Source organism: Streptomyces mangrovi, from assembly GCF_900114215.1.
Taxonomy (GTDB): Bacteria; Actinomycetota; Actinomycetes; order Streptomycetales; family Streptomycetaceae; genus Streptomyces; species Streptomyces barkulensis.
The window spans coordinates 378,115-403,988 of the sequence record NZ_FOSG01000004.1 but is presented as its reverse complement, the minus strand read 5'-3'; the positions used below and the strand labels follow the sequence as shown (position 1 = coordinate 403,988).

23 protein-coding genes are annotated in these 25,874 nt (G+C 71.4%); 7 read left to right on the top strand and 16 right to left on the bottom strand.

Annotated elements, in window-relative coordinates; translation table 11 throughout:
• Positions 1-36: 36 nt before the first annotated feature.
• The 5 genes from BM237_RS08355 to BM237_RS08335 all read left to right on the top strand — a co-directional run bounded on the left by BM237_RS08355 (position 37) and on the right by BM237_RS08335 (position 5,958).
• On the top strand, positions 37-1,173 hold the full coding sequence (locus BM237_RS08355; RefSeq protein ID WP_245793488.1) for a glycosyltransferase family 4 protein: 1,137 nt from the start codon (positions 37-39) through the stop codon (positions 1,171-1,173).
• Between the two features lie 23 nt (positions 1,174-1,196).
• The gene (locus BM237_RS08350; RefSeq protein ID WP_175540929.1) at positions 1,197-2,228 is read left to right on the top strand and encodes a UbiA prenyltransferase family protein; all 1,032 of its coding nucleotides are present in this window, start codon (positions 1,197-1,199) and stop codon (positions 2,226-2,228) included.
• Between the two features lie 161 nt (positions 2,229-2,389).
• Positions 2,390-3,736, top strand: a complete 1,347-nt coding sequence (locus tag BM237_RS08345; RefSeq protein WP_175540928.1) for a glycosyltransferase family 4 protein — start codon at positions 2,390-2,392, stop codon at positions 3,734-3,736.
• A complete protein-coding gene (locus tag BM237_RS08340) occupies positions 3,729-4,706 on the top strand; it encodes a lysylphosphatidylglycerol synthase domain-containing protein (protein ID WP_093848871.1) in 978 nt (325 codons plus the stop codon). The genes BM237_RS08345 and BM237_RS08340 overlap by 8 nt, the downstream gene beginning before the upstream one ends.
• Positions 4,707-5,247: 541 nt before the next feature.
• A complete protein-coding gene (locus BM237_RS08335) occupies positions 5,248-5,958 on the top strand; it encodes an SDR family oxidoreductase (RefSeq protein ID WP_093848870.1) in 711 nt (236 codons plus the stop codon).
• 32 nt (positions 5,959-5,990) lie between these two features.
• Here BM237_RS08335 and BM237_RS08330 read toward each other — a convergent pair whose 3' ends face one another.
• The 8 genes from BM237_RS08330 to BM237_RS08295 form a co-directional block, all read right to left on the bottom strand.
• A complete protein-coding gene (locus BM237_RS08330) occupies positions 5,991-6,671 on the bottom strand; it encodes a TetR/AcrR family transcriptional regulator (protein WP_093848869.1) in 681 nt (226 codons plus the stop codon).
• A 169-nt stretch (positions 6,672-6,840) separates the two neighbouring features.
• Positions 6,841-8,454: a bifunctional 3-(3-hydroxy-phenyl)propionate/3-hydroxycinnamic acid hydroxylase MhpA gene (gene mhpA / locus BM237_RS08325; protein WP_093848868.1), complete on the bottom strand. Its 1,614-nt coding sequence runs from the start codon at positions 8,452-8,454 to the stop codon at positions 6,841-6,843.
• Entirely contained in the window at positions 8,451-9,221 is a 771-nt protein-coding gene (locus tag BM237_RS08320) for an HpcH/HpaI aldolase family protein (protein ID WP_093848867.1), read from the bottom strand. Before BM237_RS08320 ends, mhpA begins: the two co-directional genes overlap by 4 nt.
• On the bottom strand, positions 9,218-9,682 hold the full coding sequence (locus BM237_RS08315; RefSeq protein ID WP_093848866.1) for a nuclear transport factor 2 family protein: 465 nt from the start codon (positions 9,680-9,682) through the stop codon (positions 9,218-9,220). Before BM237_RS08315 ends, BM237_RS08320 begins: the two co-directional genes overlap by 4 nt.
• A 2-nt stretch (positions 9,683-9,684) precedes the next feature.
• Positions 9,685-10,479, bottom strand: coding sequence for a 2-keto-4-pentenoate hydratase (locus BM237_RS08310; protein WP_093848865.1), 795 nt, complete (start codon positions 10,477-10,479; stop codon positions 9,685-9,687).
• A 13-nt stretch (positions 10,480-10,492) separates the two neighbouring features.
• Complete coding sequence (locus BM237_RS08305; RefSeq protein WP_093848864.1) at positions 10,493-11,377, bottom strand: alpha/beta fold hydrolase; 885 nt, start codon at positions 11,375-11,377, stop codon at positions 10,493-10,495.
• Entirely contained in the window at positions 11,374-12,309 is a 936-nt protein-coding gene (locus BM237_RS08300) for a 3-carboxyethylcatechol 2,3-dioxygenase (protein WP_093848863.1), read from the bottom strand. The genes BM237_RS08305 and BM237_RS08300 overlap by 4 nt, the downstream gene beginning before the upstream one ends.
• A gap of 36 nt (positions 12,310-12,345) precedes the next feature.
• Positions 12,346-13,707 carry an MFS transporter gene (locus BM237_RS08295; protein ID WP_093848862.1) on the bottom strand — a complete coding sequence of 454 codons (1,362 nt, stop codon included), beginning with the start codon at positions 13,705-13,707 and terminating at the stop codon, positions 12,346-12,348.
• Positions 13,708-13,916: 209 nt separating this feature from the next.
• Here BM237_RS08295 and BM237_RS08290 point away from each other — a divergent pair, with 209 nt between their 5' ends.
• On the top strand, positions 13,917-14,555 hold the full coding sequence (locus tag BM237_RS08290) for a TetR family transcriptional regulator (RefSeq protein ID WP_093848861.1): 639 nt from the start codon (positions 13,917-13,919) through the stop codon (positions 14,553-14,555).
• A 178-nt stretch (positions 14,556-14,733) separates the two neighbouring features.
• On the opposite strand, the gene BM237_RS08285 is transcribed toward BM237_RS08290, so the two are convergent.
• From BM237_RS08285 to BM237_RS08255, 6 genes are all read right to left on the bottom strand, one after another.
• Complete coding sequence (locus tag BM237_RS08285) at positions 14,734-15,603, bottom strand: SAM-dependent methyltransferase (RefSeq protein WP_093848860.1); 870 nt, start codon at positions 15,601-15,603, stop codon at positions 14,734-14,736.
• Between the two features lie 47 nt (positions 15,604-15,650).
• Positions 15,651-15,962, bottom strand: coding sequence for a hypothetical protein (locus tag BM237_RS30505; protein WP_425443664.1), 312 nt, complete (start codon positions 15,960-15,962; stop codon positions 15,651-15,653).
• A gap of 133 nt (positions 15,963-16,095) precedes the next feature.
• Complete coding sequence (locus tag BM237_RS08275) at positions 16,096-17,088, bottom strand: ArsA family ATPase (RefSeq protein ID WP_093848859.1); 993 nt, start codon at positions 17,086-17,088, stop codon at positions 16,096-16,098.
• Positions 17,079-17,336, bottom strand: a complete 258-nt coding sequence (locus BM237_RS08270; RefSeq protein ID WP_093848858.1) for a cory-CC-star protein — start codon at positions 17,334-17,336, stop codon at positions 17,079-17,081. Before BM237_RS08270 ends, BM237_RS08275 begins: the two co-directional genes overlap by 10 nt.
• Complete coding sequence (locus BM237_RS08265) at positions 17,333-19,033, bottom strand: carbon starvation CstA family protein (protein WP_093848857.1); 1,701 nt, start codon at positions 19,031-19,033, stop codon at positions 17,333-17,335. The genes BM237_RS08270 and BM237_RS08265 overlap by 4 nt, the downstream gene beginning before the upstream one ends.
• Before the next feature lie 880 nt (positions 19,034-19,913).
• On the bottom strand, positions 19,914-20,501 hold the full coding sequence (locus BM237_RS08255; RefSeq protein WP_093848856.1) for an RICIN domain-containing protein: 588 nt from the start codon (positions 20,499-20,501) through the stop codon (positions 19,914-19,916).
• 589 nt (positions 20,502-21,090) lie between these two features.
• Between BM237_RS08255 and BM237_RS08250 the strand changes: the two genes are divergently transcribed.
• Entirely contained in the window at positions 21,091-22,752 is a 1,662-nt protein-coding gene (locus BM237_RS08250) for a glycoside hydrolase family 13 protein (RefSeq protein WP_093848855.1), read from the top strand.
• 252 nt (positions 22,753-23,004) lie between these two features.
• Here BM237_RS08250 and BM237_RS08245 read toward each other — a convergent pair whose 3' ends face one another.
• Entirely contained in the window at positions 23,005-24,009 is a 1,005-nt protein-coding gene (locus tag BM237_RS08245; RefSeq protein ID WP_093848854.1) for a methyltransferase, read from the bottom strand.
• Between the two features lie 214 nt (positions 24,010-24,223).
• Positions 24,224-25,591 carry an ankyrin repeat domain-containing protein gene (locus tag BM237_RS29220; RefSeq protein ID WP_093848853.1) on the bottom strand — a complete coding sequence of 456 codons (1,368 nt, stop codon included), beginning with the start codon at positions 25,589-25,591 and terminating at the stop codon, positions 24,224-24,226.
• Positions 25,592-25,874: the final 283 nt, after the last annotated feature.

The window sequence follows — 25,874 nt, the reverse complement described above, 5'->3', positions numbered from 1 at the left end:
TCGCGACACCAGGTCAGACACAGGAAGGGAAGCACCGTGCTGCAACCTGACACGTTCGACGTGACGGTGATGCTCGACTACTACAGCCCGTATGTCAGTGGTCTGACGGAGGCTGCGCGGCTGACCGCCGAGGGGCTCGCCGGCCGTGGCTGGAAGGTCGCGGTGGTCTGCGCCCAGCACGATCCCGCACTCGCCCGTCAGGAAGTCCTCAACGGTGTCCACGTCTTCAGGGCTCCGGTACTCGCCCGGATCAGCAGGGGCTTCATCAGCCCTCAACTTCCTTTACTGGCCAGGCGTCTGGCGGCACGCTCGGACATCGTCCACATGCATCTGCCCAACCCCGAGGCTGCCTTCGTCGCCGCGTTCAAGCGCAGCGCACGGCTGGTCGTGACCTACCACATCGACGTCTTCCTGCCCGACAGCCCCGTCAACCGCTTTGGGATGTGGGCCGTCGACCAGTCGTGCAAGGCGGCCGTACGGAAGGCGGACCTGGTCATCACGAACAGCGAGGACCAGGCACGTGGGTCCCGTATCTGGCCGACGATCAGGCGCCGCCGGCTGCTGCCCGTCTCCTCACCGTGCGTGGACCGCAACGGTGGCACGCCCCGGCTGCGCGACGGGGACGGGCTGCACATCGGCTTCATGGGCCGGATCACCGTGGACAAGGGCATCGAATACCTCATACGGGCCTTCCGCGCCATCGACGACCCCCGGGCACGACTGCTGATCGCGGGGGACTACGCGACCGTGGCGGGTGGCAGCAACATCGCGCAGCTCCGCCGGGAGGCCGGCGACGACCAGCGGATCCGCTTCACGGGCCTGCTGCGCGGTGACGCGGTACGGGACTTCTACGCCTCGATCGACGTCTTCGCACTGCCCTCGATATCGGAGTCCTTCGGCATCGTCCAGGTCGAGGCGATGATGGCCGGAATCCCGCCGGTGAGCACGGAACTGCCCGGTTCCCGCTACCCCATCGAGGCCACGGGCTTCGGGCGGCTGGTCCCGCCCAGGGACCCGGGGGCGTTGCGTGCGGCGCTCCTGGAGATGGCCGAACTGCCTGCCGAGGACCGCGGGGCGGGGCGCGAAGCAGCGACGAAGCTCTTCGGTGGGGAGGCGTTCCTCGACGCGCACGAAGAGGCGTTCCGGAAGCTCCTGAGCGGCAGTCGGCCGTGAAGCGGCTGGGCGGCGGAGACACCGTGGACGACCAGGGCGGCCCGGCCGCGGCCGCACCGCCCGGTCCTGGGGCGTCCGCACCCCCGGCAGCGTCGGCGACGGCTCCCTCGGAACCGGCCCGCGCGACGAGCGGCTCGCACGGCTCCCTCCGGGAGGGCACGTCACGCACCACTCCCCGGCCTTCCCGGCTGCCGGCGGCACTGGTGCTGCTGCGCCCTCGCCAGTGGGTGAAGAACGTCTTCGTCCTCATCATTCCGCTGGCCGTGGCCCCCGCGGCGCTCCTGCACCACATCGCGTGGGGACTCGCCACCTTCGCCACGTTCACGGCGGCCTCCGCCGCGGTCTACGTCCTCAACGACTGGCTCGACCGCAAGCAGGACCGGCTGCATCCGGTCAAACGCCATCGGCCGTTGGCCAGCGGGCAGATCGGCCCACTCGGCGCGCTGCTCCTGGGCGCGGGCTGTCTGACGACACTGGCAGCCTGTGGCGCACTGCTGCCGCCGGCAGTGCAGGCTGTCACCGCTGCATACGTGATGCTCAATCTGGCCTACTGCCTGGCGTTGAAGCACTTCCCGCTGGTCGACGTCAGCGTGATAGCAATCGGCTTCGCCCTTCGGGCGCTGGCGGGCTGCCTGGTGGTGTCGGCGCCTTTCAGCCCTCCTCTGATCATATCCGTGTACTGTGCCTGCCTGTTGATGGCGCTCGGCAAGCGACGCCACGAACTCGTCACCGCGGACATCCAGGAGCGGGCGGCTACGCAGCGGCCTGCTCTCACGGGGTACTCGGTCTCCTTGCTCGACCAGCTGATGGTCCTGCTGCTGGCGGTCACGCTGATCAGTTATGAACTGTTCGTCCTCTCCGCACCGCATCCACACGCTGCCGTGCTGGCCGTCGTCACCATGCCCCTCGCCATCTTCGCCCTGTGCCGCTATCTGCAATTGATAGCGCTGCACCGCGGCAGTGAAGAGCCGGGCCATGACGTACTCACGGACGCACCGTTCATGATCAACGGCATTCTGTGGCTGATCGTTCTGACCGTCAGCCGATTTCTGTGAGTACGACTTAGGAAAACACCGTCTCCGCCCCCACTGCCACAACCGCGCAGCCGATGCACGCCTCGAGTCCGTGCCTGCACGTATGCCCGAATCCTTCAGCGCGACCCGAGAACCGTATGGCGGATCGGCGCCTACAGGGCTGCAAAGAGAGGATGGTCCACTTGAGTCGCCTGAGCCCGGCCCCCGGCACCGCCCCACCACGCTCCCCGCTGCGGCGGGTGGTAGTGGTCTGTCACCAGTACCCGCCCTGGGCCCTGGGCGGTCTGGCGGAGTACGCGCAGCGGTTCGTCCAGTGCGTCCAACGGGAGCGCGACGACGTGTCACTGACGCTGTACACCCTGAACTGCCCGGCGAACCTCCCCCGCCGGGAGCGGCATGGCTCCGTGACGATCCGGCGGCCCTGGCTGCCGAGCCGGCTCAAGCGGCGCATCGTGGCACCGAAGAACCATCTGGCGCTCAGCGGCCGGGCCCTGTTCGCGCTCTCCCTGCTCGCCTTCAATCTGGCGACACTGCCCGCGCTCGTGCGAGCCCGCCGGTCGGGCACGGTGGTGGCCGTGCACGACTGGCAGAGTGCCCCGGCCGGAATCCTCGCGGCCACCGTGCTACGGCTGCCCGTGGTCTACCACGTTCACAACACCGAGATGACGATGGTCGAGCAGCCCGATATGACCGATCCCTTCCGGCTGATCGAAATCAACCAGCGGCTGCTCGCCAAAGTCGCGGCCCAAACCGTCGTGCCCACCCCGGAGCTGAGGCGACTGGTCGTCGCGCACGGCTGGCGGGCGGACCGCATCAGCGTCATCCCGCACGGCTGCGAGACCACCGACACCCCGGCCGGCCGGGACCCCGACGACGCGAAGCTCGCCCGCGAGCGGGAGCGAGCGCGAAGCGGGCTCCGCGCGGAACTCGGGCTTCCCCCCGACACCCCGTTGCTGGTCTTCGCCGGCCGGCTCAGCCCGGTCAAAGGCGTGCCCACGCTGCTCCACGCCCTGCCCGCAGTCGCCCGCCGCCATCCCGGAGTTCACTTGGTGATGCTCGGCGTCGGCCTCGCCGGCACGGACCAGGGCACGGCGGTGGACCGGCTGGTCACCGAGCTCGGCATCGGGGACCGGACGCACGTCTACCACCGTTATCTGCCCCAGGAGGACGTGCGACGCCACTATCTCGCCGCCGACGCCTGCGTCTTCCCCTCCCGCTATGAGCCGTTCGGGCTGGTCTCGGTCGAGGCGATGGCCCTGGCAGCCCCGGTGGTGCTCGGCTCCGGCTTCTCTGCGCTGATCTCCGACGGCGAGGACGACGGCGGTCCAGCGGCGCTGCGGATGAGCGGTGACACCCCCGACGAGCTGGCCGCCCTCATCTGCCGGCTGCTGGACGACCCCGCCGCGGCCGCACGGCTGGCCGCCCGTGGCCGGACCCACGCCCGCCGGAACTTCCGCTGGCCGGGCACCGTCACCCGCACTCTCGGCCTGTACGAGAGCCTGACGCGCCGGAAGTCCAGCCGTGGATGACACCGGCCGCCGCCGACGGCGCTGGCGGCCTCGCTGGCGGCTGCTGGCCGGCTGGGCGCTGGCCTGCGTCATCGCCGTCGGGCTCGTACTGACCCTCCGTGAACAGGACTGGTCGGCCACACGCCCCATGATGACCTCCCGGGCACTGCCCTTTCTGTTGATCTCCTGCGTGGTCAATGTGGCGGCCCTGCTGTGCGCCATGATGTCCTGGCGCGGCATCCTCGCCGATCTGGGACACGTCCTGCCTCGCCGCACCGCCGCCGGTGTCTACTTCGTCGGAATGAGCGCCAAGTACGCGCCAGGGGGGCTCTGGGTGGCTCTCACCCATGCGCGGCTCGCCCAGAGCGTCGGTGTCGGAACGCTGGTCACCGTCGCTGTCTCGCTGCTCAACATCCCGGTCGTGCTGCTGACCGGTATGGTCGTCGGCAGCCTGGCCGCGCCCCAGGTGTTCGGCGCCTGGAGCTGGCTGCTGCTGCTCCCGGCCGCGTCGCTGGCCTTCGTGCTGGCGCGGCCGTCGCTGGTGGGACGGGCCGCACAGGCGGCCGCCCGCCTGCTGCGCCGGAAACTGACCGCATCCGGCTCGGGACGGCAGATCCGCGCGGCCATCGGTTGGCAGCTTGCCTGCCGTCTGGTCTCCGGCCTCCATCTGTGGCTGCTCACGCTCCCCATGGGTGCGCCCATGGGGCGGTCTCTGGTGATCAGCGTCGGAGCGTTCGCGCTGGCCACGGGGATCAGCTCGGTCGTCGTGGTGCTGCCCGACGGCGCCCTGATCCGGGAGCTGGTCCTGATCGGAACACTCTCCCAGGTGCTGCCCGTCACCGCGGCCACAGCCGTGGCGGTGGCCAGCCGCGCCGTCTGCCTGGTGACGGATCTGCTGGTCAGTGGCGTGTGCGCGCTGGCCATGGCGTCCCGGCTCTGGCACCCCGAAAGCATCACAAGCGGTGTCACCGACCTTCCCCGCTCCGGGTGACGCCGGACGGTGGGCACATGCTCGCCGGCCGCTCTGGGCGCAGGTCCTGTGCGCCCCTCTGCCACTCGGTGTGTCGGCCGGGCCATGCTCGACGGGGCGCGTTCGCCGGAGAGCTTCGGTTGCCGACGGCCGTGCTCGGGGCGTGGGCGGGCGCGGGGCGGCGGTCTGCGCGGCGTCGACGGGCCTGCCGACGCCCCGGCGCGAGTGGGCGTCGTCGGCGTCCAGGCCGGACGGGAGACCAGGGCCGGGCGGGCGGGGGAAACCGCGGACTCCGGCGAGCGCCGGCCCACGCTGCCGCTGGTGCCGGATCCAGCGGTTCGTACCCCGCTCCGCAGGTCGGCCCCGGCCGTTGACGTCCGGGGTGAGGCCGGTTACGTTCGACTGGAACAGTAATTCTAGAGGGGTTGTTCCAGTCAGGAAGTCGCCCTGTGGCCGTCGAGCTCGCGCCCGAGCGGGACACCGGCGACCGCCGCGGCCGTGAGGAAGCGGGCCGTGCGGCCGGCCTGACCGGATCCGGCCCCGTAACCAGGAGTAGTGCAGCATGACCGAAGCACCCCCCACCGCCCTCGTGATCGCCGGCAGCAGCGGCATCGGCGCCGCCTCAGCACGTGAACTGGCCGCGCGCGGCCACCGGGTGGCGGTGCTGGCGCGCGGCGAAGGGGCGGACGAGCTGGCCGGGGAACTCGGCGGCCTCGCCATCCGCGGCGACTACACCGAAGCCGGGGTCGTCGAGGCGGCCGTCGGGCAGGTGGTCTCCGCCTGGGGCCGGCTGGACGTGCTGGTCAACAGCGCGGGCCACGGTCCCAAGGGGAAGGTCGAGGAACTGACCGACGAGGACTGGGCCACCGGGTTCGACCTGTACTTCTACAACGTGGTGCGGGCCTGCCGCGCCGCCCTGGCTCCGATGCGCGCACAGGGCGGCGGCAGCATCGTCAACATCTCCTCGGCCAGCCCCACCGAGCCCTCGCCCCGCTTCCCCACCTCCATGGTCGCCCGGGCCGCGATGACGACCTGGACGAAGCTGTGGGCGGACGAGGTCGCCGCGGACGGCATCCGGATCAACAACGTGCTCCCCGGGTACACCGTCGCCGACCCGGAAGCCGTACCGGCCGCGTACACCTCCGCGATCCCGCTGGGCAGGGCCGCCGCCCATCAGGAGGTCGCCCGAACGGTGGCCTTCGTCGCCTGCGACGCCACCTACACCACCGGGCAGAACCTGCGCGTCGACGGCGGACTCACCCGCGGCGTCTGACTCCCCCGCCCGCCGGACGGTTCAAGACCGCCCTACCGCTCCTCGGCCGCCCGGCGGGCGAAGTCGTCCACCAGGCCCTCCAGCGCCCGCGCCGCCAGATCGGCGTACTCGCCGAAGTCCAGCTCCAGGTGCACGTCGGAGTTCGCGTGGACGTAGAAGCCGTCGGTGAACGCCAGGCTCAGCACCGTGAGTTTGGTGGCCATGTCGGGGAAGCGTTCGGCGACTTCGGCGGGGATGGACCCGGTGAGCCGCTGAACGTCCACCTTGAACATCTCCTCCCGCATCCGCAGGTACGCCGCACGGACCTCGCTGTCCTCGCCCAGACCGCCGAGCTGCCTGCTCAACGCCCAGACCGCCGCGGCCTTGAGCAGGGCCTCCTCCTTCGTGTACTGCTCCGGGTCGGCGCCGGACAGGCCGGCGATGCCGCGCGAGAGTTTGCGGCGCAGCCCGTCGGGGCCGGAGTGGATCCGCATCCACACCTCGTAGCAGTGCTCGAGCAGGGCGACGAAGAGCTGCTCCTTGCTCTTGAAGTGCCAGTAGACCGAGCCGACGGGCAGGCCGGATTCCGTGCTGACGGCCGCCATGGTCGTGCCCTGGTAGCCGTGTTCCAGCGCCAGGTCCAGGGCCGCCCGCAGGATCTGCTCCCGGCTCCGGTCCGAGCGCGCCTGCCGCGTGCCCTTCGTGCCGTTGCCCTGCCGCGTGCCCCGCTTCATGCCCGCCACCCTGTCGCCGCCCGTCGTCCGTGCCCCGCGCTACACCAGCATCGTCATTCTAGAAGGGGGCTACCAACGAAGACGGGGCCGAAGTGGCGCGTTCCTCTCGACCACTTCGGCCCCGCACACGTCGTACACCGCCCCGCCGAGGCCGAAGCTCCGCCGCGCGTCACGCGGCGCGGGCGGCCTCCAGAACCCGGGCGAGAACGTCGTCGAGCTCCTGGGCCAGGCATTCGGCGGCGATCACATGGTCGGGTCGGAGGACGACCGCGCCGACCGGCCGCGCGTCGAACCAGGCCTGCAGGCCCGACTCGCCGCCGAGGTCGCCGACGACGGTGATGCCGGCCGTGGCCTGCTTGCGCGCCCAGGGCAGTTGCGCCTTCGGCACCACCTGCACGAGGCGGGCGCCGAGCCGGTCCAGCGCGGCACGCCTCGGGGCCGACAGGAACGCCGTCGGGTCGTTGTTCCAGGTGAGGATCCGCCAACCCTGTCCGGTCGCGTCGTCGAGCAGCATCTCCACGCCGTCGGCGTCGGTGGCCGTCGGCTGGGGGAAGATCGTGCCCGCCAGCCGGGGCACGTCGCGGTCGGGCAGCGACTTGGACACCGGCAGCGGGGTGTGCACCACCACACCCCGGTCGAACTTCGGCTGCGGCTTGAACGCCTGCCGCTTCTGGGCCTCCCGCTCCTCGGGGGTGCGGCCGGCGGCGATCCGGTCGCGCTCGGCGGCCTTCTGCGGATCGTGGTCGGTCATCTCCTTCGCCATCTGGAGGGAGACGGCCACCATCTGCGTGACGTGGCCCAGCCGTTCGGTCTCGTACGTGTCCAGCAGACCGTCGGCCGCGAGGCCCTTGACGACGGCGGCCAGCTTCCAGCCGAGGTTGAAGGCGTCGCGGATCCCCGAGTTCCAGCCCTGACCGCCGACGACGGGCATGACATGGGCGGCGTCACCGGCGAGGAAGATCCGCCCGTGACGGAACCGGCCCGCGACCCGGGCGTGGTGCCGGTAGACGCGGCGGCGGATGATGTCCAGCTCGGACGGGTCATGCACGTGCGGCGCCAGCAGGCCGAAGACGAACGCGTCGTCCTCGACGTCGGCCTCGCCCTCGTCCTCGAAGAGGGTGAACTCCCAGCGCCGGATGCCGTGGGGCAGTGCGATGGAGGCGTAGCTGCGGGCCGGGTCCCCGCCGAAGACGGCGTGGGGCGTGCCGATCGGGTCGTTGGCGACGTCGATCACGATGCCGTCGGTCGGCCGGGTCTCGCCCTCGAACGAGATGCCCAGGCGTTTGCGGGTGGGTGAGGACCCGCCCTCGGCGGCGACGACGTACCGCGCGCGCACCGTCTCGCCGTTCGCGAGGGTGGCGAGCACGCCGTCGGCGTCCTCGGACAGGTCCACGACCTCGGCGCCGAAGCGCACGGCGGCGTTGGGGAAGCGGTCGAGGCCGGCGAGCAGCACCCGGTCGACCAGCGGCTGCACGAAGCCGTTGCGGCGCGGCCAGCCGAACTCGCGCGTCGTCGGGTTCACTTCGGCCAGGATCATCCGGTCGCCATTGATCATGTAGATCTTCTGGTCGGGGATGGTGTGGGGGAGCACCTCGTCGACGAGGCCGGCGGTCTGCATCACGCGCAGTGCCTCGTCGTCGATGCCCACGGCCCGCGGGTAGTCGATGAGTTCGTGTTCCCGCTCGACGACGAGGACGTCGACGCCCTGCTGTCCGAGCAGGTTGGCCAGGGTCAGGCCGACCGGACCCGCCCCGACGACGAGAACGTCGCAGGCCTTGTTCATGAGGTGCTCCGTGTGGATCGTGCCGAGTCCAGCCCGGCGATGGTGTCGCCGAACGCGCGGTTCAGCAGGACGAGATCGATGCCGAGGCCCGTGTAGTCGACGAGGCCGTCGGCGAACAGGCCGGCCGCGTACTCCGGCCGGCCGGAGTAGATGCCCAGGGTGACGCCGTGCGCGCTCGTCACCTCCCGCAGGTGGGCGATCGCCTCGCGCACGGGGCCGTCCTCCCAGTCGCCGCGTCCGGGCAGGCCGTAGGAGACGGCCAGGTCGGCCGGCCCGATGTAGACCGAGTCCAGGCCCGGGGTCGAGACGATCTCCTCTGCCCGGTCGACTCCGGTCTTCGTCTCGATCTGGGCGACGGCGGACACCGCCCGGTTGCCCGCCTCGGTGTACGAGCCGCCGGGGTACAGCGCGGGTCGCGAGGGCCCCAGGCTGCGGTTCCCGGTCGGCGGGTACTTGGCCGCGGCGACCAGGGCCTCGGTCTGGGAGCGGGACTCGACGGTGGGCGCGACGATGCCGCGGGCCCCGCTGTCGAGAAGCCGCAGGATCGGCGCGGGGTCCAGCGAGCCCACCCGGGCGTACGCGTACGCGTTGTCCCTCGGGACCGAGCGCAGGATGCCGCAGGCCGCCTCGAGCCCCAGCTCGCCGTGCTGGAGGTCGAGGATCACGCCGTCGTACCCGGCGGCCGTCGCCCACTCCGTCATCGAGAACGACGGGACCGTCTGGTGGTACAGGACGGGGGTCCGCCCGCCGAGGGCTGCTCGTTTCACTGCGCCGACCCCTCCCGCCCGGCCACGCGCGCGGCGTGGGCCGCGGCCGCCCGGCCGCCGAAGACCGGCACGATCTCCCGGCGGGCGAACAGCCACCGGCCGTCGACCCTGCGGTAGCGCTCACGGAACTCGCCGACCGACGCGGGCAGTGTCTGCGGCTCGTTGGCGTCGCGGAAGGTCAGGTACTGCACTGTTCCCTCGACCTCCTCCCCGTCCCACACCAGGCGGACCCCGCCGATGAAGTGACGGCCGACGACGTCCGTCTGCCGGGCGCGCTTGGCCCCCCAGGCCTTCATGGCCTCACGGTCCATGTCGCCCATCGGGCCGACCGAGACGCCGTCCTCGGTGTACAGCTCCCAGGTGGTGTCCGCCCGGTTGTGGTCGAGGCGGTAGAGCATCTCCGCGATGAGCTGCTCGATCTCGACGCGGGTGGCCGCGTCGACGGGGCGGTAGTCACTCATGTTCAGCCTTTCGAATCCGCGGTCGCGACCACGCGACCCAGTCCGGTGATGGTGGCGACGCACTCGACGTCGGCGGGCCACGGCTCGATGTAGCCGATGGACCCGGACAGCAGCACTTCGCCGGCGCGCAGCGGCTCGCCCGTGCGGATCGCGGTCTCGGCCAGCCAGACGACCGCGTTGACCGGGTCCCCCAGCACGTTGCCGCCGACGCCCCGGGTGATCTCGGTGGTGCCACCGGTGATGACCATCTCGACCTCGGTCAGGTCGACCTCGCCGTAGGGGTGCCGCTCCTCGCCGAGGACGACTCCGCTGCAGCCGGCGTTGTCGGCGATGGTGTCGACGATCTGCCCGACCGAACCGTCGTAGCGGAAGTCGACGACCTCGAACGCGGGGGTCACATAGTCGATCGCCGCCTCCACGCTCTCGCGTGAGGCCTCCAGGACGTCGATCTTCAGCACGAACGCGACCTCGGCCTCGATGAGCAGGCGGTTGTACGCGGACAGCGGCAGGTGTGTGCCCGAGGCGTGCACCATGTCGTCGTGGACGATGCCGTAGTCGGGCTCGTCGATGCCCACGCGCTGCTGCACGAGTGGGTTGGTCAGGCCGACCTTGCGGCCCACCCGCTTCACACCCAGCTCGCGCTCACGGAGGGCGGCGAACTCGGCGGAGATCGCGTAGGCCGCTTCGAGATCGCGCTCGGGGAGCCGGGGGCTCACGTACGGCACGGTGTACACGCCGCGCTTGGCTTCGAACAGCTCGCGCGCGATCTGGGTGATGGTCTCCGGGGGGACGCTCACTGCGGTCCTTTCATCAGGCATGCTTCTCCAGGAAGGCGACCGCCGCGGCGTTGAACTGCGCGGCTCCCTCCCACTGCGGCCAGTGCGCGGCACCGCGGACCAGCAGGTACTCGCCGTCCGGGATCAGCCCGCACAGACGCTCGCCCTCGGCCTCGTCGCCGGTCGGCTCGTGGTCGGTCCACACCATCAGGGCCGGGACCGGGACCGCCGCGAAGTCCTCGTCCGTCACGCGGTTGCGCCACCGCCGCTCCGGCTCCCGCAGGGCGGACACGTGCGCCATGCTGAACCCGTCGCGGGCGTAGATCGCCCGGCGGACGCGTACGAGCTCGTCGGTGATGTTCTCCGGGTCGTGGATCACGACCTGCAGGCGCTTTTTCACGTTGTCGAAGGTCGGCTCGCTCACCGCCTTGGCGCTCACCGACTGCGTCCGGTCCAGCCGCGGCTCGCCGACCACCCGCCCGCCCGGTGCGGACAGGATCACCGTGCGCAGGCGGTCGGGGTGCTTCGGCGCGAACTTCAGCGCGAGCCAGCCGCCGAGCGACTCACCGGCGAGGTGCACGCGCTCCAGCGCCAGTGCGTCGAGCAGGGCGAGCAGGTGCTCGACGTAGTCGCGGATCTCCAGCGGATGGTCGGACAGCGAGGTGTACCCGTGGCCCGGGTAGTCGTAGCCGACCACCCGGAAACCGGCTTCCACGAACGCCCGGACGTTCTGCGTCCACGCCTCGATGTGGCCGCTGGTCCCGCTGGCGAGCACGACCGTCTGCGCGTCCGGAGTCGCTCCGGCGATGTCGAGGACCCGGGTGCGGTAGCCGCCCGCGTCCACGTACCGCAGCGAGTGCTCCAGGTCCGCGATCTCTTCCCACAGGGTCGCGAAGTGCGTCTTCACCGCCCGGCTCATGCGGTCACCGCCGCCTGGATCGCGAAGCCGGCGCCCCACTTCTCGACCGCCCAGTAGCGGTCGACGGCGAAGCGGTAGGAGCCGGCCGCCGACAGCGCGGCGTAGGCGGCGATCCAGCTGCGCATCTCGTGCGCGGCCGAGCCGCCCTCCGCCACGAACCAGCCGTTCTCCCAGCCGTCGACCGGGCCGAGGTCGCCGGATCGGAACACGTCGAGCACGAGCGTGTCCCACTCCTCGTTCAGCGGGTCGCTGGGCGCCCTGCCGTCGGCTATCGCCTGAATGCCCTTGACGATCATCTGCTCGCGCTCCCGCCGCTCCTCGGGCGAGGGCGCGTACGCGACCAGGCGCTCGTGCACGGTGCCGGGGGCTCCGTCCCAGCGCGGGATCGGCGGGTTGTGGGAGATGCCGCCCGAGGCGAGGAACAGCACCTCCTTGTCGAGGGCACGTGCGGCCCGGCCGAACGCCTCGCCCATCAGGCGCACTCGCCGCATGGGGGTGAGTGGCAGGCCGATCGCGTTCACGAACACCGGAACGATCGGCTGCGTGAAGTTCTTGCCGAAGACGAAGTCGAGCGGCTGGACCACGCCGTGGTCGACCGTCATCCGCTCGCTGCGGCCGATGTCGATGCCCTCGTCCAGCACTGCCGCGTGGAGGGCCCGGGCGGCGTCGCCGTCGACGGGGAGCGGCCCCGCGGTGGTGCCGTAGTCGCCGATGCCCTCGGCGACCGCACCGATAGCCCACGGGGTGATCAGCGAGTAGAGCTGGCCGTTGAAGTGGTCGGGCCCGAACACCACGACCAGGTCCGGGTCGTACCCGGCGACGAATTCCTTCACCTCGTCGATGGCGGCATTGATCTCGGCGAACGTCTCCCCGCCCGGGTCGACGTTGCCGAAGGACGGCGCGTGGGAGAGCGCTGCGACGGCCAGCGGCATGGAAGTGGTTCCTTTCTCGAAAGAGGTGGACGGCCGCTACGCGGACGTACCGGAGAGCGCGGGCTCGGGCCGGGCCTCGGCCGCGTCGGAGCGGCGCCGGCTCAGGTGGAGGGCGAGGATGCAGACGCCGGCGATGAGCATGGGCAGGGAGAAGACGGTGAAGGCCGCGGCCATCCCCCAGCCCGCGTCGAAGGCCGCGCCGCCGATGACCGGCGCCGCGATGCCGCCGAACCGGCCGACACCGATGACGACACCGAAACCGGTCGAGCGGGCCAGCGTCGGGTAGAGCGTCGGGACGATCGCGTAGAAGGCGGCGGTGCCCGAGCAGACGAAGAAGGAGGCCGCGAACAGGGTCCACCAGGCGGTGGGCATCCCCGATCCGGCGATGCCGAACAGCGACAGGGTGACGGTGGCCAGGACCAGGAAGACCGGGGCCAGGAGGCGGATGCCGATCCTGCCTCCCAGGTACCCGAAGAGCACGTTGCCGAGGATGCCGCCGATGCTGAAGGCGGTCACGAGCTGCGGGGCCAGCGCCGGGTTGTCGTTGGCCGAGGCCACACTGCTGGGCGCCCAGTTCGTCATGAAGTAGAAGCTGAGCATGTACGCGACGTATCCGACGATCATCAGCAGTGTGTAGAAGCCGGTGCGGCCGGTGAACACGGTGCGCAGCGAGCCCTTGACCTCGACGTTCGTCGAGTCGGGCGCGGGGAGCGCCGTGAGCGCGGGGCGGCGCATCTTCGCCAGGAGCGCGTTGAGCCGCCGCAGGGAGTCCGGGCGACGCCCTTCGGAGAGCCAGGCGAGCGATTCGGGGAGGAGGGCGTACGTGGCGACCGCGGCGATCGCGCTCAGCACGAACCCGATCCACCAGCCGAACTGCCAGCCACGCGTGTCGAGCATCGGGCCCACGATCATCGAGCCGAGCAGTCCGCCGATGTTGATCGCGGCGGCGTAGACGGCCATCACCAGCGCGTACACGCGCTTGCCCGTGTACTCGGAGAGGATGACGCCGACCACGGCGACCAGGGAGCCGACGCCGATGCCGGTGACGATGCGGCTCACGACCAAAGGCCAGGTCCCGGTCTCCGGCGTCGCGAACGGGCCGATGAACATGCCCACCGCGATCGTCACGGTGGAGATGACGCCCATGTTGCGTCTGCCGATGCGGTCGGCGAGCGGCGCGACGACGATCGAGCCCACGAGCATGCCGATCAGGGCGCCGGACATGACGAGTCCGAGCTCGGCCTTCGAGACCCCGAAGCCTTCCTCGATGTACGGGGCGGCGAACGACGTGAGCGAGACGTCGTAGCCGTCGAGCACGACCAGAGTGATCGCGATGACGATGGCGCGGACCTGCAGACCGCTCATCTTCTCCTGCGGGACATGGTCGGTGATCCTCATGCAAGTCTCCCTGTTTCGGGACAGAGCGGACCCATGCCATCGCAGCGGCCCGCAAGGAGGACATGGAGCGCGCACCGGGTCGCGCCCCATCGGCGAAACCTAGAAGTTACGTTCTAGAATCGCCATTACATTGACGAGCGCCTGCGGTCGGTGTCAAGAGTCGGCGTGCATTTGGTAGAACTGCAGTCCGAAGAGGGTGAGGGGGGCCGATGGCCACGCGGCGGAAGACGCACCGGGCGTCCGAGGTGTCGAAGCGGGCGATACTCGAGGCGGTGCTCTCGCGCGCGGTCGAGGCCGGGTACGAGGGGACGACCATGGCCGACGTCGCGCGCGTGTCCGGCCTGCCGATCGGATCCGTCTACTGGCACTTCCGGAACAAGGAGCAGCTCTTCGTCGAGTTGCTGGACTACTGCTTCGAGGTCTGGCGCAGGACCCATGAGTCCGTCGGCGACCTGCGCGAACTGCTGCGCCGCAGCATCAGCGACTCGGCAGCGGCGTCCCGCAGCCTCGCCGATCCGGCCGCCGCGTTCTGGAGCATCGGCCTCGTCTTCGCCTTCGAGCGGCGACTGGAGGACAACCTCGCCCGGCAGCGGTACCTCGCCATCCGCAAGGAGATGTTCCAGTTCATCGCGTCCCGGCTGCGCACCTCGTACGCGGGAGTGACGGACGACGTCGCGGCGGAGCTGGCGCACGACATGGCTGTCATGGGGCGGGCCCTCACCGACGGCTTCCGGGTGGCAGCGGCCGCCGGCGACGACACCGACTTCGCCCGGTACGCCGAGCTGGCGGCCGACGCGCTCGAGTCCCTGGTCTCCGCTCGTCTGCAGGAGCACACGGAAAGACCCTGACGCTTCGTGTCCGGCGCGGCGGTGCGCGGGCCGCACGTCTCCCCCGGGCGGAGGTCTCCACGAACCTCGGGAGCCGACCCGGACGGGCGCACATACGGCGCAGAACAAGGTCCCGTCCCCGGCAGCAGCCGGTCAGGGTGGGGGCCCTGTCCTGTCTTTCGTTCAGGGGCGCTCGGCGCTACGGCTTGCGGGCGACGAGGGCGTAGCAGTTGATCGCGTCGTCGGGCAGGTCCGCATCGCTGGCAGCGGTACCTGGCTGCCAGCGATGGGCAGGCACGATGCCGGGCTCGACCAGCTCCAGCCGGTCGCCCAGCAGGTGCTCGATCTCCTCGCGGCGGCGGAGGGTTCCGGTGGCGTTGACCCGTCCGCTGCGGGCGTAGACCTCAGCGACCTGCTCCATGAGCGCCGGGTCGTGGTCGGGGGTGGCGTGGCTGATGACCACGTGGCTGCCCGGTGCCAGGGCCTCGGTGAACCGTCCGACGATCCCCCGGGGGTCCTGGTGGTCGGGGATCAGGTGCAACAGGGCGCACAGGAACAGGCCGACCGGCCGGCCCAGGTCCAGGGTGCCCGTCAGTTCCCGAGAGGTCAGGACACTGTCCGGGGCGGTGGCGTCGGCATTCAGGTAGGCGGTGCGCCCCTCGGGGGCGCTGACCAGCAGCGCCGAGGTGTGGGCCAGCACGGTCGGGTCGTTGTCCACGTACAGCACCCGGGAGGCCGGGGCGATCTGCTGGGCGGTCTCGTGGAGGTTCGGGGAGTTCGGCGCCGGAATGCCGCACCCCAGGTCGAGGAACTGGCGGATGCCGACCTCCTGGGCGAGCCAGCGGGCGGAGGCGTGGATGAAGGCGCGGTTGGCCTGCACTGCCCGGCCCACGGTCGGCCAGAGTTCGACGATCTTCCGGGCGATCTCCTCATCCGGTAAATAGTGGTCCTTGCCCCCGCCCATGGCGTTGTAGACACGGGCGCTGGAGGCCGACCTTGCCGTGGGTGATTCCGCGGTGCCCCGCTGGTCGGCGTCAGTGTCGGCGTCAGTGCCGGCGAAGTCGGTCATACTGCTCGCTCCATCGCGGATCGGCTCCCCGCACCCGTGGGGAGCGACTACAGATCGCGGCAGTGTATCGAGCGGTCCTGTGCCGACGGAGCCGATCGCCAAAGCCGGGCAGGCGTCATGCCGGCCGCGGCCAGGGGCGCCTCGTGCTCGCTCGCCGGTGGTGCGGCGACGGTGAGATGCAGCGTGGGGAAGTGGATGAAGCCGGAGGGCCGCCGGAGCTCTACAGCGTCCAGGGCACGGGCGACATCCGCCCAGGAGCCGACATCCGGGCGGTAGCCGGTGGACCGGTTGCCGATCTCGCTCACGGCCCACCGGCCCGCCTCACGCACGAAGCCGATCTCGCCGGCACTCAGAACCATGTCTCCGTCGACACAGGCCACGTGTTTGCTTCGTCGCGGCGCCGGCCGAAGCACACCGGCTGTGCCGACCACGAAGGTGAGCGGCGCAGACGCCGACTCGGTGCGCGCCACGGGCCGGCGGGAGTGCGGAATCTCAGGAAGGGGAGGGCCCGAGCCGGTCAGCCAGCGCGGCGAGGGCCCGCGTGCCCACCAGATCCCCCGGCAGCAGCGGCACCTCCAGCAGGGGGACGTCCGGGACCCGCCGCCGCAGCCGGGCGAGGTGCTTGTCCTCCAGCCTCCGGCGGCGCTCCAGCAGCTCACCGGCGCCGGCCGGGGAACGGCGGTTGGCGACGAGCGCGGCCACGTCGACACCGAGGCCGGTCAGCTTCTCGTACACCTCCACGGTCTCGGCGATCGGGAGCGGTTCGGCGGTCAGTACGAGCACGAATCCGGTCCGCGCCGGGTCCGTCACCACCTCGCGCAGCCGGGAGAAGCGGTCGCGCCGGCGCAGCAGGACGCGGCGCAGCTCGGCGTCGCGGTCACTGTCCCCGCCACCGCCGAGACCGCGCACCGCGGCGCCGAACCGCTCGGACCGGTCGCGGTTGGCGAGCAGGGTCTCGGTCCAGGAGGTGAGCTGCTCGGGCAGCGCGAGCAGCCGCAGTGTGTGCCCGGACGGCGCGGTGTCGAAGACGACCAGGTCGTAGGCCTCCTCTGCGAGTTCCACCGCCTCGGCGATCCGCTCCAGCACCGCCGACTCGTGGGTGCCGGGCGCCTGCCGGGCCAGCTGGAGGTGCCGGGCGGCCGGTGCGTGCATCCGCTCGGGGAGCAGCCGCCGCATCGTCTCGGCGACCGCGGACAGGTGCTGCTCGACCGTGCGCTCCGGGTCGATCTCCAGCCCGTCGACGTGGCCGGCCACCCCGGCCCGGGGGACGAGGTCCCCCGGGCCGGCGAGACGTACGGGCTCGTCGCCCACGGGACGGCCCCAGAGGTGGCCGAGGTTGTGGGCGGGGTCGGTGGAGACCAGCAGCACGCGGGCGCCCGACCGGGCACGGCCGAGGGCGAGCGCCGCGGCGACGGACGTCTTGCCGACCCCGCCCTTGCCGCCGACGAAGACGACCCTGCGCGAGGTGATGAGGTCTAGCAGCACCCGATGTGCTCCAGTGGTGAGCGGTCCATGCCCATACGGCGGTGCCAGGCGTGGAAGTCCTCGTAGAGGGCGGGCATCAGCTCGGCGGTGTAGTACGCCGCCGGATCCGGTACGCCCAGTGCCTCCGCGAGGACCACCATCCGGAACAGGTCGTCCTCCTCGCGCCGGGCGCGGGCGAGGGTACGCCGGTAGGGACCGGCGTAGAACTCCTCCAGCCCGGCCCGCAGCGAGGCCCAGCGGGACGTCACTTCGTCAGTTCGCCCTTCTCCGTCACATCGGCGTCGAGAGCCTCCGGCGGCTCCCGGGACGCCCGCCGCATCGCGACGACCGCCTCGAAGGCGACCCACAGGGCGGCGACGATGATGACGAGGTCGATGATCAGCAGCAGCCAGTCCCCGGCTTCGTAGAAGTCGCCGAGCTGCACGACCGCGGCCCAGAACGACATGACGAACACGACCGCGAGCGGGATCAGCGCAGGCGCCGGATTGCGCCGCTTGCGGATCAGCATGACGGCGACGATGGACAGCGTCAGGGAGGCCAGCAGCTGGTTGCTGGTTCCGAACAGCGGCCAGATGCGCAGGCCGCCCTCGCCCCCGGCGCCCTGGCTGAAGGTGAGCCCCGCACCGACGGCGAGCGTGATGAGCGTGCCGGCGACATTGCCGATCCTCACCTTCGCGACCTCGCCGGCCTCCTGGACGACGAAGCGCAGCAGACGCACGCCGGTGTCCATGGTGGTGGCGGCGAACAGGATCGCCATGGTGGCCAGGACCGTCGAGCTCAGCGACACGGGCAGGCCCAGTCCGCTGTTGAGGATCGCGCCGCCGCCCTCGACGAACGCCGCGACGCCGCCCTGGCCGAAGGCGCTGTAGACGGCCTCCCAGTCGGCCAGGGTGCGGTAGCCCGCGACGGCGGCGATGATCGCGCCGAGCGCGAGCAGGCCCTCGCCGACCGCGCCGAAGTAGCCGACGAAACGGGCGTCGGTCTCCTTGTCCAGCTGTTTCGAGCTGGTACCGGAGGAGACCATGCCGTGGAAGCCGGAGATCGCGCCGCACGCGATGGTGACGAAGAGCAGCGGCACGAGACTCGGGGTGCCCGCGGGCACGGCGTCGTTGAAGGCCGGGGCGACGATCGTCGGAGCGCTCAGCAGTACCGAGGTGAACAGGATGCCGAGCCCGACGAAGAGCTGGACGCCGTTGATGTAGTCACGGGGCTGGAGCAGCACCCACACGGGCAGCAGGGAGGCTACGCCGGCGTAGACGAAGAGGGCGATGATCCAGAAGGTCGCCGGAGACATGCCCAGGATCGGGTCGGGCAGCTCCACCGGGACGGCGTCGCCGAGGAGGATCAGGCCGTAGAGCGCTCCGACGCCGATCACGGTGACCAGGCCGAGGCTCATCCTGTAGCGGTAGACCGCCTGGCCGACCAGCAGCGCCACCGCGACCGCGCCCCAGGCGGGGATCACCGCCGAGGGAGTGGAGATCAGCAGGTTCTTGATCACCACCGCGAAGGCCGCGACCACCATCAGGAGCAACAGGAAGATCACGACGAGGAAGAGGTTGGCGCCCCGGCCGCCTATGTAGCGGCCGGAGAGCGTACCGATCGAGCGGCCCTTGTTGCGTGCCGAGGCCCACAGGGCGCCCAGGTCGTGCATGCCCGCGAAGAAGACCGTGCCGAGGGTGACCCACAGGAACGCGGGCAGCCAGCCCCAGATGACGGCGACCGCGGGGCCGACGATGGGCGCCGCGCCCGCGACCGAGGTGAAGTGGTGTCCCCACAGCACGAACTTGTTGGTCGGGACATAGTCCACGCCGTCCTGCAGTTCGTGCGCGGGCGTCCGAAAGGACGCGTCGAGCTTGTAGACCCGGTTGCCCAGGAATCTCGAGTACAGGACATATCCGCCCGCGAACATCGCGAGGCCGATCAGGAGCAGGGGAAGTGCATTCATACGAGAGGCCCTCTGAGGTCTGGAATACGGGATGCCGGTCCGCACGAGACGTGCGCCCGGCAAGCAGACAGCAAAGACGGTGGAGCGTGGCCTTCCTCGGCCGGGGCAGGCCGGCGGCCGGAACGGGGGAACCGGCTACGTGCGCCCCTTTCGCACAGCTTGGCGGCGAGTCCGGACGTGGTGCGCCGCGCCCGGACGGCGGCTGTGCCGCGGCAGCCCTCGGTGAGCAGTTCGCCGAGACGAAGCCCGGTCCCGACCGCCTCGGGGGCGCTGCTTCCGCCGTGCACGCCGTGGCCGACGTCACCGCCGGCTCCGACATCAACGCCGGATGATCTACCGGCGTTGACCGAAAACGCTCTTTTCATAGTTCGTTCATGCTAAGCGACCGGTAAGGCGATGAGGAGCCCCTGAAGGCCGGTGACGGCCAGCACACCGGCAGGCGCCGCGATGCAGCGTCATCACAGGATCCTGGTCCTGGACCGCCCTTGCCGCCGGCCCTGGCCGCTTCGACGCAAACCTGCACGTCATCGGCCCGCCGGCCCTCCACGAAGCCTGCGCCGCACTCGCCCGTCGTTACGCCGCCGCAACCACCGGGCCCGACCGGCTGGACGCACCCGACGAGTGACGGGCCGGGACCTCACGCCTTCAAGCGCATCCCGTGGCGCCTTCCGGCATCACCTCGGCGACAGATCTTCACCGGGGCATCGAGGATGCTCCTGTGGGTGTCAAGCGGCTTCGGCGAGGTCGCTCTGAGCCGTTTACCGGCTGTCAGAGGTCAGGCCCGACCGCCGGTGCAAGCCGCCTTCCCGCACGGTTCCGTGTCTCCGCGAGCGCGGAGACACGGAACAGCTCCGTGGCGGAGGCCTTGAGCGGCTGGGCCTCAGGCAGGGTTGATCTTCCACATCTGGACGGTCGCGGAGGTGCCGCCCTGCCGGCGGGTGACGTTGACATGGACGTCGGCCGCGGCCAGGCCGCGGTGGGGGCCCAGCGCGTAGCCGGTGTCGTTCGCGGGGATGATGGTGTGGATGTAGGAGCGGCTGCTGGTCTCGCCGATCCACCAGGACTGCCGCGAGTCCGCGCCGGCACAGCGCCTGACCCACACGGCCCCCTCACCGCTGCGGTTCGGGTCCTTCTCGTTGGACAGGCAGAACTGCGGGGTGCGGCCGTACGGCTCGCTCGGGGAGATGCTGTAGCTTCCGTCCGTGCGGGGGGTGAGACGCCAGATGCTGCCGGCGCCGTTGTTGGCCATCGGGTCACGGTCCCAGATCTGGACGCGCTGGTTCTCGGCCACGGTCTGGTGATCGGTGGACAGATACCAGTTGCTGGCGTAGTTGCTGATGATCACATCCTGGCCCACCGGGAGTGCGGCGTGGGCCGGCGATACCGACAGCCCCGCGGTGGCCATGGCGGCCACCGCAACGGTCAGCAGAGTCCGAAGACGCCCTCGGAACAGCAAGATCTTCTCCATCCCTTCCATGATCGACATCGGCGGCTGCCCGGTGCAGCCGCCGCGGTGACCAGCCTGCCTCCGTCGTCGCAGCCCCGGTCAGAGCGCGGACGACCGCGCGAGGAGCACACGCGTGCCGCCCTCCGCGCATGGAGGCGCGCGTCCGGGACGACCAATCCCGCCGGTCGAGTGAAAACCGGCTTCCAAGCCCATCACCCCTCCCGCACCCGGATTCTCAGCGCCCGCCGAAGTGCACACCCGCCGCCTCGCCCGGGGCATGGTCGCTTCGGCGAGCAGAGCTTCCCACCGGGTGCCGCGGCCGCCGCCGTCGGCGTCGCTCCAGCGACGGAACCTTCCCCGCGCGGGCCGGGGCGGGTGAGGGGCCGGCCGGTTCCGGCCCCTCCCCCACCCCACCGGTGCCCTCCTCGGACATCTTCGGCGGCGGGGCGGGCAGACAGTTGTGGAACGCCTTCCACTGACGGGCCGCTTGCGGGCCCGGCACCGCCCGCGCGGTGATCTTGATGCCGGTCCTCCGGCGCGGGACCCGTCGCGGGCGCCGTCAGGCGACCGACCCCTCGTCCGACATCCCGATCACGCCCTGAGGAGAGACGTGGCATTCGCCCGGACCACCGCCGACTGGTGGCGCGACGCCGTCATCTACGAGGTGTACATCCGCAGCTTCGCCGACGGCGACGGCGACGGCATCGGCGACATCGCAGGAGTACGGCAGCGCCTCCCGTACCTCGCCGGACTCGGCGTCGACGCGCTGTGGCTGACCCCCTGGTACCCCTCCCCCATGGCCGACGGCGGCTACGACGTAGCGGACTACCGGGACATCGACCCGGTCTTCGGCACGCTGGAGGACGCGCGGGCGCTGGTGGAGGAGGCGCACGAGCACGGTCTGCGCTTCCTCATCGACATCGTGCCGAACCACACCTCGTCCGCGCACGCGTGGTTCCGCGAGGCGCTGTCCGGCGGGCCCGGTTCCCCCGCCAGGAAGCGTTACATCTTCCGGCCGGGACGCGGCCCCGGAGGCGAACTGCCGCCCAACGACTGGAGAAGCGTCTTCGGCGGCCCCGCCTGGACGCGGATCACCGAGCCCGACGGCTCCCCGGGCCCGTGGTACCTGCACCTGTTCGCCCCCGAGCAGCCGGATCTGAACTGGGACGACACCGAGGTGCGGGCCGAGTTCGAGTCGATCCTGCGCTTCTGGTTCGACCGCGGCGTCGACGGAGTGCGCATCGACGTGGCGCACGGCCTGGTGAAAGCGCCCGGTCTGCCCGACATCGGCTCCCTCGACGGCAAGCTCCTCGAAGGGGCGGGCGACTTGGACCATCCGCACTGGGACCGCGAGGAGGTGCACGAGATCTTCCAGGGCTGGCGGAACGTCGCCGACGCGTACGACGATCCCCGCGCGTTCGTCGCGGAGGCGTGGGCGGGCTTCCCCGAGCGGCTGGCCCGCTACGTCCGCCCCGACGAACTGCACACCGCGTTCAACTTCGACTACCTGATGGCGCCCTGGCGCGCCGACCACCTGCGCCGCATCGTCGACGAGTCCCTCACCGCGCTCGGCGCGGTCGGCGCACCGGCCACCTGGGTGCTGTCCAACCATGATGTCGCCCGGCATGTGTCCCGCTACGCCAGGCCGCAGCCGGACGGGCCGGTGCGCTCGCTTGCGGACCTGCGGGGGCCCGCGGACCTGCGGCTCGGCACCCGCCGGGCCAGGGCAGCCGCCCTGCTCACCCTCGCCCTGCCCGGCGGCGCGTACCTGTACCAGGGAGAGGAACTGGGCCTGTGGGAGGTCGAGGACCTTCCCGAGGGGCTGCTCCAGGACCCCACCTGGCAGCGCTCCGGGCACACCGACCGGGGGCGTGACGGCTGCCGTGTCCCGCTGCCGTGGAGCGGGGACGGCCCGCCGTTCGGATTCAGCTCCGGCGGCGCCGGGAGGCCGCCCTGGCTCCCGCAGCCCGACGTGTGGAAACCGCTGACGGCCGAGGCACAGGACCGCGATCCGTCGTCGATGCTGAACCTGTACCGGTCGGCGCTGGCCCTGCGCCGCAGCCACCCGGCACTCGGGGACGGCACGCTCACCTGGGACAGCGCCCCGGACGACCCGGTGCTGTCGTTCGTCCGCACCCCCGGGTTCCGGTGCGTGGCGAACCTCTCCGGCGATCCGGTGACGCTGCCCGCCCACCGCGAGGTGCTCCTGGCCAGCGAGGAGTTGGAAGGGGGCCGTCTGCCGGGCGACACGGCGGTGTGGCTGGCCCTGTGACCCCCGGACGAACTGCCCGCCTGGCCCGGCTCCTCCGCGGACGGCCCGCCACGCGGGAACGGCCAGGCCGACCCCGCCGGCCCGTGCCGGAAACGGCGAGTCGGCCGAACGGGTCGCCGAGGAGCACAAGGGCCGGGAGGAACGCGACGTGACCGGCGTCCCACTCGGGGCCGGGCCCGTGGCTGCTGTCCAGGCGGTCGGGCACCCCTGCCCCCTCGCGGTCGGTTCCTGTCCCCGATCCCCGAGTGGCGTTCAGCCAGTGGTGAGTTCGATGATGGCCAGGCGGCCGGCGTGGTGTACCGCCACGGTGCGCAGACCCGCGTGGGCGGCGAGTGCGGTAAGTTCACCGACACCGCGCTCCCGGCCGCCGAAGTAGGCGAGCATCCGCAGGTCCATCCCGGTATCGGGTGACACGCCGTCGGGGCCGGTCATCTCGATGACGAAGACACGGCCGTGCTCTCCCGCCGCCTCCCCGCAGCGCCGCAGGATGGCGCGAGCCGCATCGTCGTCCCAGTCATGGAGGATCGCGCACAGCAGGTAGCCTCCGGCGCCCGGTGGCAGGGTCTCGAAGAAGTCGCCGGGTACGGCATCGCCCCGGTCGGTCAGACCGGCCGCCGCCAGGGTTTCGCGGGCGGCCGCCGCGGTGTCGGGTTGGTCGAGGACGGTGCCCCGCAGTGCGGGGTACGCGCGCAGCAGGGCCGTGAGCAGCGTGCCGTTGCCGCCGCCGACGTCGACCACCCTGCCCAGCGATTCCCAGTCGTAGGCGGGAAGGATGTCCTCGGCCCAGGCGGCCACGTCGGTGCCCATCTGGGCGTCGTAGGAGGCGGTAAGCGCGGGGTTTTCCGCCAGGTCCTCCCAGAAGCGCTTGCCGAACTGCGCGGGGAAGGCGGCTTCGCCGGTGCGCACGCTGTGCGGCAGCCGGACGAACGCCAGATCGGCGCGGCCGAGGGCGCCATCGAGGTCCAGCACGCCACGGAGGCCGGACGGGTGGTCGCCGCGCAGTTCCCGGCCCCGTGCCGTCAGGGTGTAGCCGCCCGAGGAGTCCTGCCCGAGCACGCCCACAGAGACGAGGTGGCGCATCGTCCGGTCGAGCGCGTCGGTGTCGCTGTCCGTGGCGGCGGCCAGTTCCGGTGCCGTCCGCAGTCCCGCCGTGATGTGGTCGGCGAGCCGCAGGGTCGCCGCCACGCGTAACGCCATCGGCGTCACCAGGTCCGCCATCGCCCACAGCCCCGTCCCGGCCGAAGCGTCCTCTGCCATCAGGCCCTCCTTCGTTTCGGCACACGAAGGCACCACCCTGGTGGCCCCGGCAGCAGGCGGCAACCGGTTATCGGTCCGGTGCTCGCCGTACGGCCGCGCGCCTGGGACCGATGCCGGCGCGACAGGCTGTCGGAAGGAAGGAGCGCTGACCTCAGCGACGACAGAACGGTCCGTAGCCCGCTCCTTGCGAGTACTCGAACCGTGTCAGCGCCTCTCAGGGAGCCCCGGTGCCCTTGCGGGCGGCTTCCTCCTCGTGCCACCGCCGTTCCCGCAGCGCATGGAGCCGGTGGTCGTGCTCGAAGCCGGGGCCGAGCGGCCCTACCCGGTCGAACGCCTCCCCTGTGCGGGGGTCGTCGCGCCGGGCCAGCCCGTAGGCGGCCTCCAGCCGGATCAGCTGGTGCTCCTCGTCGAGCAGGGCCCACAGGGCGGCGGTGGCGACCGGGCTGTGGTCACTCGAGGCAGCCAGGGTCTCCGCCGCGACGCTCCGCACGGTGACGTGCGGGTCCCGGGTGGCCGCGACGAGCTCCCGGCTCATCCGGGACGTGAGGCCGGGCATCCCCCTGCAGACGGTGTGCACGGCGGCGCGTACCAGGGGGTCCGGGTCGTGCGCGAGGGTGAGCAGCGCGTCCTCCCCCTCGGAGATGAGGGGCACGCCTTCGGCGCACAGCAGATCGGGCACCTGCCGGCGTACCCGGGGGTCGCGATGGGCGGCATGGCGGAGCCCGACGGCCTCCATGTCCGGATGCTCGCAGTTGCCGAACGTGTCCAGCACCTCGGCGAGCACCTCGTCATCCGGCTCCTCCAGCGCCCAGGCGGCGCACAGTTCGCCTCTCCTCCTTCCGTAGGGGTGGACTTCGTCCAGGAGGGGGTCACAGCTCCACAGGACGCGGGCCGCGAACAGACGGTGGGCCGGATCGGGGTGGCGGCGGAGGGCGGCCAGGGCCGACCATGTCCTGTCGTCGGAGCGCCGGGCGAGGGCGAAGCGGGCGGCCGAGTAGTCCACATGGTTTTCGTCCGGCTGCCGCAGAGCACGGGCAACCAACTCCTCGGCGGGGGCCGGAACGCGGAAAGCCCTCTCCAGCGATGTCAGGACGGCGCCGTGCCCGGCACGGACGGTCAGGCCGCCGAGCGACACCTGGTCGACGTGGTTGTACTCGTCATCCTGGACCCGTACCGTCTCGGCCGGCCCCCGGGCTCCGGTTCTGCGCCGCAGTTCCTCCGCCACGCCGGTGTCGTACCAGTTCCTGGCCATGGTGAGGAGTCCTCCCCGGGCGGCCTCGGGAAGCCGTGACCGCGGCTCCGGGCCGAGCACCGCCCACAGGAGCGCCGGGGAGCCCAGTTCGACGGCCCGCAGCAGCGCGGTGGTGCCGTCCGGCAGCGGCCGGTCCGGATCCGCGCCGCCGTCCACGAGCGCCTCGGCCACGGACGCGTCGAACGTCGCCACCGCCGCGCACAGCACCGGCAGTCCCGTCTCGTCCACCGCGTTCGGATCCGCGCCCGCCGCCAGCAGGGCCCGTACCGCCTCGGCGTCCCCCGCACGAACCTCCGCGACGAGCCGGACATCCCGCTTCCCCGCTCCCATGCCCCTCCTCCTGAACGATCCCGCCCCGTACCCGGCTGCCCCTACGACCGCTCAGGGCTCAGGCGACCGCCACCGGGCGATTTCGCCTAAGCCCTGAGCGCCGGGGCGCGTGACATCGGCCGGCACAGTGAAACACCGGGACACGCCCGCGGTCTGCCGGTTTCCCGCCGGCCTGCCCGGCCACGGTGCACGTGGCCGGGCAGGCCGGTGACCGGCCGATCACCTATTCCAGTTGAGTACCGGCACTCAGGCGGCTGTCCCGATTCGCTCGTAGCGTCCGGCC